Source organism: Rufibacter sp. JT3400010 (assembly GCF_054956755.1).
This window is the reverse complement of record NZ_JBUDXA010000007.1, coordinates 246819-255765: the sequence shown is the minus strand read 5'-3', so window position 1 is coordinate 255765 and position 8947 is coordinate 246819. Positions and strand designations below refer to the sequence as shown.

The following is an 8947-nucleotide window of genomic DNA, read 5'->3' as shown; positions in this document are numbered from 1 at the left end:
CCCCCCCCCCCCCCCCCCCCCCCCCCCCCCCCCCCCCCCCCCCCCCCCCCCCCCCCCCCTTTTTAATGATACGGCGACCACCGAGATCTACACGATGACACTGTCGTCGGCAGCGTCAGATGTGGAGAAGAGAAAGAAACAGTCCCAAAACAGAGGCTGCCACTCCACAAAGAGTGGCCGCTTCTGTTTTGGACCTGTTTTGGGGAAATAAGCACCCAAATAAGATTTATCTTCTAGCGGAAGTAGAGGTGTCGGTTACCGGAATGGCGTGTTTTTCGGCTACTTCCAGAATCTTTGCTTTGGCAATCTGCTGGCCTTTGCGGGTACTGATCAGTTTCAGGTTCACCTGGCAACGGGTGCCATCGCGCATGGAGAAACGCGCCTGGGCATTGTTAAGGGAGATTCCCAGCACGTCTTGCAGGTGAATGGCTATTTTCTTCTTGAAGTGTCCCCGCTTCTCTACCACGTACGCGGGCGTGATCTCCAGATAAGACTGACGGCCGAATACAGACGTGTTTTGCGCCAGGATGAAGAGCAGATACCCAAAGGCCAGAATCAGGAAGACATAGTGGATGAAGTGGCGGTCGTTGGTGGAGTTGTCGGGTTCCGTAAAAATAAGGAACAACCCGTAGGTCATCCACAGGAGGACTAATGCCAATTGTACCCCGAAGGAAATTCTGTGGTCGCGTGACGGCCGCAACCCAACCCTAGCCAATGATCTCATGCAATACAGTTATTGGGCAAAGATAGTGAAAATTTGATATCAGCCCCGGCGGCCGAAACCAAGTTTAGGCTCCTTTTAAGGTGGCTTTCAACGTCATTTCGGGCACAGAGGCCAATGCCCGGGAGATAGGGCAGCCTTCTTTGGCTTTTTGAGCCAATTCCTGCAATTCATCGTCAGAAAGTCCCGGGGCTTCCACTTCGGTGGTTAAGTCGATTTTCTTGATGAAAGGACCGTTGTCCTGCCCTAGATGCACTTTGGCCTGGGTTCTCACCGAAGTCGCTTTTTTACCGGCTCCCTCCAGAAGGCTGCTCAGGAACATAGAAAAGCAACCCGCGTGGGCGGCTCCAACCAGTTCCTCGGGGTTAGTGCCGGTTACGTCCTCCTCAAAGCGCGACCCGAAGGAGTAGCGGGCATCTAAGGTGCCGCTTTGGGTAGAAACTGTTCCTTTTCCGTCTTTCAGGCCGCCTTCCCAGACGCCTGTACCTGTGTTATTTGCCATGATTATATGGGTTTGGTTTGTATGTTCAACTAAATACTAAAAAAGGCAAAGAATTGTTTTTACCGCGCCCGCCGCAGAAAGATACCAGCCCCATCGGCCAAAATGGAGTGAAACCAGCTTCGCGCAGCAGCCATGCACGGGAATAAAGCCGGTAGAACCGAAGGCTTTTAGGGGTACTTTGAAGAAAACGAGCCGGAAACACAAGAAAGAGCACTGCACCTGAGAACTTGCGTAAGATTACTATCTTTACCCAATTTCAAAGCCAGAAATGGAAAGCAGCTTCGGTTGTTTTAGCTAGATTTCCGATTTTGAGGTCAAAACCAACTTGGTCTACATGGGTGTAAAAGCGTTCTTGAGTAAACCTTTGGCGGCGTGGGTACACGCCCGGCAGCACAACTGGATGGAAAGGCCCGCCCAGGCACAACAGCAGATTTTTGAATCCATCATCCGCAAAGCGGCCAACACTTCCTTCGGGAAAGACCATTATTTCAAAGACATTCAAACGCCGCAGGAATTTGCCCAGGCCGTGCCCGTGCGCGATTACGAGGCCCTGCGCCCGTACTTTGACCGCCTGAAACAGGGCGAGCAAAACGTGGTGTGGCCGGGTTTGCCGCTTTATTTCGCCAAAACCTCCGGTACCACTTCGGGCACCAAGTACATTCCCATCACCCAGGATTCTATTCCCAACCACATCAACGGGGCCAAAAACGCACTGCTCAACTACATTCAGGAAACCGGCAAGTCTCAGTTCCTGGACGGTAAACTCATTTTCCTGAGCGGAAGTCCGGTGTTGGAGCAGGTGGCCGGGATTAACACGGGCCGCTTGTCTGGCATTGTGAATCACCACGTACCCGCTTACCTGCGCACCAACCAACTGCCCAGCTACGGCACCAACTGCATTGAGGACTGGGAAACCAAGTTGGAGGCCATTGTGCAGGAAACCATAGACCAGCGCATGACGCTCATTTCGGGCATACCGCCGTGGGTGCAGATGTACTTTGACAAAATCATGGCGCGCACCGGCAAGCAGATCAAAGACGTTTTCCCAGACTTCAACCTGTTTGTCTACGGCGGCGTGAATTTCGCGCCGTACCGAGCCAAGTTATTTGAAAGCATCGGGCGCAAGATTGATTCCATTGAGACGTTCCCGGCCTCTGAAGGATTCATTGCCTACCAGAACGTGCAGGACGATCCGAGCTTACTGCTGCTAGCCGACAGCGGCATCTATTACGAGTTTATCCCCGCTGAGGAATTCCACCAGCCCAATCCGCGCCGTCTTTCGCTGGCCGAGGTGAAAACCGGGGTGAATTACGCGCTCATCATCAACAGCAACGCGGGGCTGTGGGGCTATTCCATTGGCGACACCGTCAAGTTCACGTCCCTCTTCCCGCACAAACTGATTGTGAGTGGCCGCCTAAAGCATTTTATTTCCGCCTTTGGCGAGCACGTGATTGGCGAAGAAGTGGAAGGGGCGCTGCACGAGGCCATGCAGGAGTTTCCCGAAGTAGCCGTCACCGAGTTTACTGTGGCGCCTTACGTAAGCCAGGGCGAAGGACCTTCTTACCACGAGTGGTTCATTGCTTTTGATACGCCGCCCCATGACCCGGTGCGCTTCGCCAAAGCCCTTAACTGGCACCTGCGCCGCCGCAACAGCTATTATGATGACCTTATTTCGGGCAACATTCTGGCCAATCTGCGCGTGACGGCCCTGCCGCCAGATGCGTTCCAGCAATACATGAAGCGCCAAGGCAAACTGGGCGGCCAGAACAAAGTACCCCGTTTAAGCAATGACCGCACCCTGGCAGATGGATTGCTGGAGGTGGTCAAATAAAAAGTAGCAACTGTTCCCCCGTTTATGGAAATCCTGATTCTGGTTGTTCTCACCCTCTTAAATGGTTTCTTCGCCCTGTCGGAAATCTCCATCATTTCCGTGCGCAAAGACCGGATGGCCCGGAAAGCCCAGGAAGGCAGCAAAAACGCCCAGACGGTGCTGGAACTGCTGGACGAGCCCGAGGATTTCCTCTCTGCCGTGCAGGTGGGCATCACCTTGATTGGGGTGGTGCTGGGAGCTTACGGCGGCGCCGCCCTTTCAGATGACATGCGGGTGGTGCTGGAGCAAATATCGTTTTTGGCCCCGTACGCCGGCACGTTATCTGTAGTAGTAGTGATTGGGCTGATTACCTACTTTTCCATTGTCATAGGCGAGTTAATCCCTAAAACGCTGGCCATGGGCAACAGTGAGTCCATTGCCCTGTTTGTGGCCCCCATTATCAAAATCTTCACCAAAGGCACCCTGCCGCTGGTCAAGTTGCTGTCTGTGTCTACCAATGCAGTCATCAAACTGCTGCGCATCAAAGAGCCCGAGGAAGAGAAAATGTCTGAGGAGGAACTGCGCCAAATCATCAAAACTGCCGGAAAACAAGGCGTACTGGCCAAAGAGGAAACCGACCTGCACCAGAACATTTTCAATTACGCCGAACAGAAAGCCAAGCACCTCAAAACCCACCGCATGGAAGTGGAGTGGATCAACCTGCATGATTCCTTTGAGGAGATCAACCACAAACTGCACGTAAGCGCGCACTCCAAGTTTCCGGTGTATGACCGTTCTCAGGACCAGGTGCTGGGCATTCTAAACGCCAAAGACTTCTACGAAAACCTTTTAAACCAACAAGCCCCGCTGACCACCTTGCTCAAAGAGCCGCTGTACGTCCCCGAAACCATGTACGCCAGCGCGGTTTTGGCTTTGTTCAGAAAACACAAGCAGTACCTGGGGGTGGTGGTAGATGAATTCGGGTCTGTGGAAGGCATTATCACGCTGCATGACATTCTGGAGGCCATTGTAGGCGATATTCCAGATTTAGATGAAGAACGGGAGAGTAGCTTCGTGCGCAGAGAGGACCATTCTTACCTGGTGAGCGGTTCGCTTTCGGTGCGGGAACTGAATAAGAAGCTGAAACGCGAATTCATCAAGAAGAACCCCGGCGATTACGAAACAGTGGCAGGCTTTGTGATCTACATTTTGAATGGCCTGCCCGTGGTGGGCGAAAAATTTGTACACAACGGCGTAGAAATAGAAGTGGTAGACCTGGACGGCAGTAAAATTGATAAGCTGATTCTGAAGGAAATAGAGACCAAATGAAGTCCTGTTTAGCGCTTCTTTTCCTGATTCTGGCCTTAAAACGAACAAAGTAAAAGAGAACTCCCATAAAAATGCAATGCTGAAGCCGCGCCAGATACAAGACTTCAATGGAAGTACGAAACCTCTCCTTGTAGCATAACATTTCAGCACGAACCCCGAAATCATAACCAACTGTAGATTGCACCTGTTTTTACCTTAATTTCGCAGAAACAGTCCTTAAATGGGCATTGATCTTATTACATGAAGAAACGAGTAGCCATTCTTGGCTCAACGGGCTCTATAGGCACCCAGGCGCTGGAAGTAATCCAGACGCAGCCAGATGCGTTTGAGGTGGAGGTGCTCACGGCTCATTCCAACGCGAATCTGTTAATCGCGCAAGCCATCGCTTTTCAGCCCAACGCCGTGGTGATCACGCAGGAAGACTTGTACGAACAGGTACGCAATGCGCTGGAGTCTTACCCTATCAAAGTTTACGCGGGCATGAACGCGGTAAACAGCGTGGTGCAGATGGACACGGTAGACATCGTGCTGACCGCTATGGTAGGCTATGCTGGTTTGCAACCTACCATCAAAGCCATTGAGGCGGGCAAAACCATCGCCCTGGCGAACAAAGAAACCTTGGTGGTGGCTGGGCAGTTAATTACCCAATTGGCTCGTGAGAAAGGCGTGAACATCTATCCGGTAGATTCAGAGCACAGCGCTATTTTCCAGTGCCTCACCGGCGAATTCCATAACCCCATTGAAAAGATAATCCTGACGGCCTCGGGCGGACCGTTCCGGGGGAAAGACCGGGAATACCTGAAAACCGTGACCAGAGCGCAGGCCTTAAAACACCCTAATTGGGAAATGGGCGCTAAAATCACCATTGATTCGGCCTCGCTCATGAACAAAGGGTTGGAGGTAATTGAAGCCAAGTGGCTGTTTGGGCTGCGCAATGACCAGATAGAAGTAGTGGTGCATCCGCAATCTATTGTGCATTCGCTCGTTCAGTTTGAAGACGGTTCTTTGAAGGCGCAAATGGGGTTGCCAGACATGAAACTGCCTATTCAGTACGCCCTCAACTATCCGCACCGCTTGAAATCAGATTTTCCGCGTTTTAACTTCCTGAATTATCCGCAACTCACCTTTGAGAAGCCAGATTTGGAGACGTTCCGCAATTTAGGGTTAGCCTTTGAAGCCATGGAGAAAGGCGGCAACGCCCCGTGTATCTTGAATGCGGCCAATGAGGTGGCGGTAGCGGCGTTTCTGCGCGAAGAGGTAGGCTTTTTGGAGATGTCTGACCTCATCTCTGACTGTCTCGCTAAAGTTGCGTATATTGCCGAACCTTCTTTGGACGATTATGTGCAAACTGACCAGGAGGCGCGCCACTTGGCATTAAGTCTTATGCAGGCGTAATCTTATTTTAAAACAATCGACTAAAAAGTTACCGGGCAGTTCTTCATGGTCCAGGTAAAGACCTTATAAACAGCGTAGATGGAAGCATTAGTAATGGCCGGCCAGTTAATTCTGGGTCTGACCATCTTGGTAGGAATTCATGAATTGGGCCACATGCTTACGGCCAAATGGTTTGGGATGCGCGTGGAGAAATACGCCATTGGGTTTCCGCCCAAACTGGTGAGCAAACAGGTAGGAGAGACCGAGTACATGATTGGCATGATTCCGCTGGGCGGCTTCGTGAAAATCTCAGGTATGATAGACGAGTCCCTGGACACCGCCACCCTCAACCAGGAACCGGAGCCGTGGGAGTTCAGGGCTAAACCGGCCTGGCAGCGTCTCATTGTCATGATGGGCGGTATCATCTTCAACGTAATCACCGGTATCATCATCTTCGCGGCGCTTACCTACATGTACGGCGAGAGCTACATCTTAGTAAAAGACGCCAAATACGGCATTGTCACCAACGAGATTGGCAAACAGATAGGCTTGCGGAACGGCGATAAGATAGTGGCGGCCAACGGAAAACCAGTGGTTGAGTTCCAGGATGTGTACAGCCCAGATGTGCTGCTGGGTACCAACAGTTCTTACACCGTAGAGCGGCAAGGACAGCAGGTGCAAATTCCTATCCCCAACAACTTAGTAGACAAGCTGGTAGATGATGAGAAAACCGGTTTTATTTTGCCACGGGAACCATTTCTGGTGGAGAAGGTACAGGCGGGTACCCCTGCCGAGGCCATCGGTTTACAGAAGGGTGACAAAATTATTAAGTTAGGAAACCAACCTATTCAGTTTTTTGACGAGTTGCAGAACGCCTTAAAACAAAGCGCCAGTAAAACGGTGCCTATTGTTATTGAGCGTAATGCCCAAACCATTACGAAGAATGTCACGGTGCAGGAGAACGGCACATTAGGTTTCAACCCCAAGCCCTTGTTGCCCCGGTCTACCAGAGAATACGGAGTGCTGGAGTCAATTCCGGCGGGCATAGACCGTGCCTATATGATTATTTCTACCCAAATAAAAGGCTTTGGTAAAATCTTCAGCGGAGAGGTATCGGCTTCCAAGTCTATTGGCGGTCCCATGATGATTGCGCAGACCTTCGGTGGTGAATTTAACTGGGTTAATTTCTGGACCATTACGGGTATGCTTTCCATGGTGCTGGCGTTTATGAACTTTCTGCCTATTCCAGCCTTGGACGGGGGGCACGTCATGTTCCTGACGTATGAAATCATTTCGGGCCGCAAACCGTCTGACAAGTTCCTGGAGAATGCCCAGAAAGTAGGGATGGTGCTGTTGCTGGGACTTATGGCGTTTGCCATAGGGAATGACTTTTTTAAATGGGTATCTAAATATTTAGAGTCCTAAAAAGATTTTTGTTTATAAAAAAATGCAGAGAAAGACGCAAGAACATTGCGTCTTTCTCTGTTTAATGGGGAGAAATAAAAAGCAATGACGAAAAGAGCAGTTGGTTCTACCTTTTGGCTGGTTTTGGTGCTGGGTTTCTGGCTGCCGGTGGCCGCGTGGGCGCATGAATTCCACACTAGTATCACAGATGCGCGCTACAACCCCAAGTCCCAGACCTATGAGCTCTCGGTGCGCGTCTTCGCCGATGATCTGGAGGAAGCCCTGAGCCGCCGCCACAAAGCCACCATCCGGCTAGACCGGTCTGAGCGCGTGAACAAACTCATGGCCGAGTACCTGCAAACGCACCTGGCCATCTCGGCCGTGAAAGGCACCAGAGCCGCCCAGAAGTTTTTAGGCGCCCAGGAAGAAGCCGATGCGGTCTGGCTCTACCTGGAGATTCCGGCCGGAAAGGTGTCAAGTGGGCAATTGTGGGTGCAAAATGCGCTGCTGGTTGAGATTTTTGACGACCAAACCAACATTCTGAACCTGGAAGTGGCCGGTAAGAAACGCTCGGTGCTTTGCCGCTCCGGCGAAACGCAGCATACTGTTTCGCTCTGAGTTTAAATAAATGAATTTGGGCCATAGGGGTTCCTGCCCAGCTTCCCATCATTTTGATATGTTAAAGTTGCCGGGCTACTTTTCAGATCAACCGGCAGAAGGTACCTTTGTCTGGTGGTCCTGCCCGCAAAGCTATAGCTGTATTCCTGAACGCTTGCATGGGTTTGCCTAACCAGCAACAGGCTAACAGAACAGAGGGAGGTTCGGCCTACGGCCGATGTGTTGTGAAGAATACCAGGTTGTCTCTGAAAGAAGGAGGGGAGAAGTAGCGGCAAGCAGGAGGCACAGGAACGTGTGTTTTAAGACTATTTTATGAAAAAAAGCTTACTTTGGGCAGTTGGAATTATGATGGGAGTTGGCGCCAGCAGCTGTTCCTCTGTGTACATGCCCAACGTGCCCAATACGCCCATGCTCACCTCTAAAGGCGAACTGAGCACCAGCGGGCACATCACCTTGAAAGGCAATGCCAGTTTCAACTCGGCGTACGCCGTTACCGACCACGTGGGCGTTTTGGTAAGCGGCGCCATGATGAATAACAACAACAATAAGAAAGACTTCAGACATAACCTGCTGGAAGCGGGAGGCGGCTATTTTACCACTTTCGGGCCCAACCAGAACCGGGTGCTGGAAGTCTACGCCGGACTAGGCCACGGCAGCAGTGACCGCACGTTCAAAGACAAGACCAAAGAGGGCCTCATCACGTACGACCGCCAGGAAACCACCTTCAACAAATACTTCCTGCAGGTCAATTATGCCTCCAAGAAGAAACGCTTGCTGAAACTCTTCGGGCATGAGCACACGCTCAACTACGGCACCGCCCTGCGGCTAAGCTACGTCAACATGGGAGAGTTCATCCGGAATGACATCAAACAGGCTACGGAGGACAACATTTTCTTTGAGCCCATCTTCTTCACCCGCATGTCTCTGACTCCTTCCATTCAGCTTCAATACACCAGCGGCAGCAACTTCGGCCTCAAGAACCGCGACTTCATGACCGCAGGTAACTCCGTGTTCAGCCTCGGCTTCATTGTGAATGTGGGCGGCAGAAAACTGAAGAAAGACGCTCCCCGCCCGGAAGACAGAACCCCCGCTTTGCCGTCCATTCCTAAATGGAACAAGAAAGGGAACACCATGAAGTTTTAACCCGGATTCTTGGGTGAGACCCAAAAGCGTTTAGCGTCTACTTTCA

The 8947-nt window shown here is 51.5% G+C and carries 8 protein-coding genes; 6 read left to right on the top strand and 2 right to left on the bottom strand.

Annotation, left to right across the window (positions count from 1 at the left end; genetic code table 11):
- Window positions 1–226 precede the first annotated feature (226 nt).
- Window positions 227–724, bottom strand: coding sequence for a hypothetical protein (locus ACY0JR_RS09975; protein ID WP_462633891.1), 498 nt, complete (start codon window positions 722–724; stop codon window positions 227–229).
- Between the two features lie 64 nt (window positions 725–788).
- Window positions 789–1223: an OsmC family peroxiredoxin gene (locus ACY0JR_RS09970; protein WP_462633890.1), complete on the bottom strand. Its 435-nt coding sequence runs from the start codon at window positions 1221–1223 to the stop codon at window positions 789–791.
- 334 nt (window positions 1224–1557) lie between these two features.
- Here ACY0JR_RS09970 and ACY0JR_RS09965 point away from each other — a divergent pair, with 334 nt between their 5' ends.
- The 6 genes from ACY0JR_RS09965 (at window position 1558) to ACY0JR_RS09940 (ending at window position 8901) form a co-directional block, all read left to right on the top strand.
- Window positions 1558–3054 carry a GH3 auxin-responsive promoter family protein gene (locus ACY0JR_RS09965; RefSeq protein ID WP_462633889.1) on the top strand — a complete coding sequence of 499 codons (1497 nt, stop codon included), beginning with the start codon at window positions 1558–1560 and terminating at the stop codon, window positions 3052–3054.
- A 24-nt stretch (window positions 3055–3078) separates the two neighbouring features.
- A complete protein-coding gene (locus ACY0JR_RS09960) occupies window positions 3079–4362 on the top strand; it encodes a hemolysin family protein (protein WP_462633888.1) in 1284 nt (427 codons plus the stop codon).
- A 240-nt stretch (window positions 4363–4602) separates the two neighbouring features.
- A complete protein-coding gene (locus ACY0JR_RS09955) occupies window positions 4603–5757 on the top strand; it encodes a 1-deoxy-D-xylulose-5-phosphate reductoisomerase (RefSeq protein ID WP_462633887.1) in 1155 nt (384 codons plus the stop codon).
- Window positions 5758–5835: 78 nt separating this feature from the next.
- Entirely contained in the window at window positions 5836–7161 is a 1326-nt protein-coding gene (rseP, locus tag ACY0JR_RS09950; protein ID WP_462633886.1) for an RIP metalloprotease RseP, read from the top strand.
- Window positions 7162–7245: 84 nt separating this feature from the next.
- The gene (locus ACY0JR_RS09945) at window positions 7246–7758 is read left to right on the top strand and encodes a DUF6702 family protein (protein WP_462633884.1); all 513 of its coding nucleotides are present in this window, start codon (window positions 7246–7248) and stop codon (window positions 7756–7758) included.
- A 312-nt stretch (window positions 7759–8070) separates the two neighbouring features.
- Window positions 8071–8901, top strand: coding sequence for a hypothetical protein (locus ACY0JR_RS09940; protein WP_462633883.1), 831 nt, complete (start codon window positions 8071–8073; stop codon window positions 8899–8901).
- Window positions 8902–8947: the final 46 nt, after the last annotated feature.

Bases quoted from the DNA above. Each gene is read 5' to 3' on its own strand.
- ACY0JR_RS09975 (WP_462633891.1), bottom strand. From the start codon at position 724: ATGAGATCATTGGCTAGGGTTGGGTTGCGGCCGTCACGCGACCACAGA.
- ACY0JR_RS09970 (WP_462633890.1), bottom strand. From the start codon at position 1,223: ATGGCAAATAACACAGGTACAGGCGTCTGGGAAGGCGGCCTGAAAGAC.
- ACY0JR_RS09965 (WP_462633889.1), top strand. From the start codon at position 1,558: ATGGGTGTAAAAGCGTTCTTGAGTAAACCTTTGGCGGCGTGGGTACAC.
- ACY0JR_RS09960 (WP_462633888.1), top strand. From the start codon at position 3,079: ATGGAAATCCTGATTCTGGTTGTTCTCACCCTCTTAAATGGTTTCTTC.
- ACY0JR_RS09955 (WP_462633887.1), top strand. From the start codon at position 4,603: ATGAAGAAACGAGTAGCCATTCTTGGCTCAACGGGCTCTATAGGCACC.
- rseP (WP_462633886.1), top strand. From the start codon at position 5,836: ATGGAAGCATTAGTAATGGCCGGCCAGTTAATTCTGGGTCTGACCATC.
- ACY0JR_RS09945 (WP_462633884.1), top strand. From the start codon at position 7,246: ATGACGAAAAGAGCAGTTGGTTCTACCTTTTGGCTGGTTTTGGTGCTG.
- ACY0JR_RS09940 (WP_462633883.1), top strand. From the start codon at position 8,071: ATGAAAAAAAGCTTACTTTGGGCAGTTGGAATTATGATGGGAGTTGGC.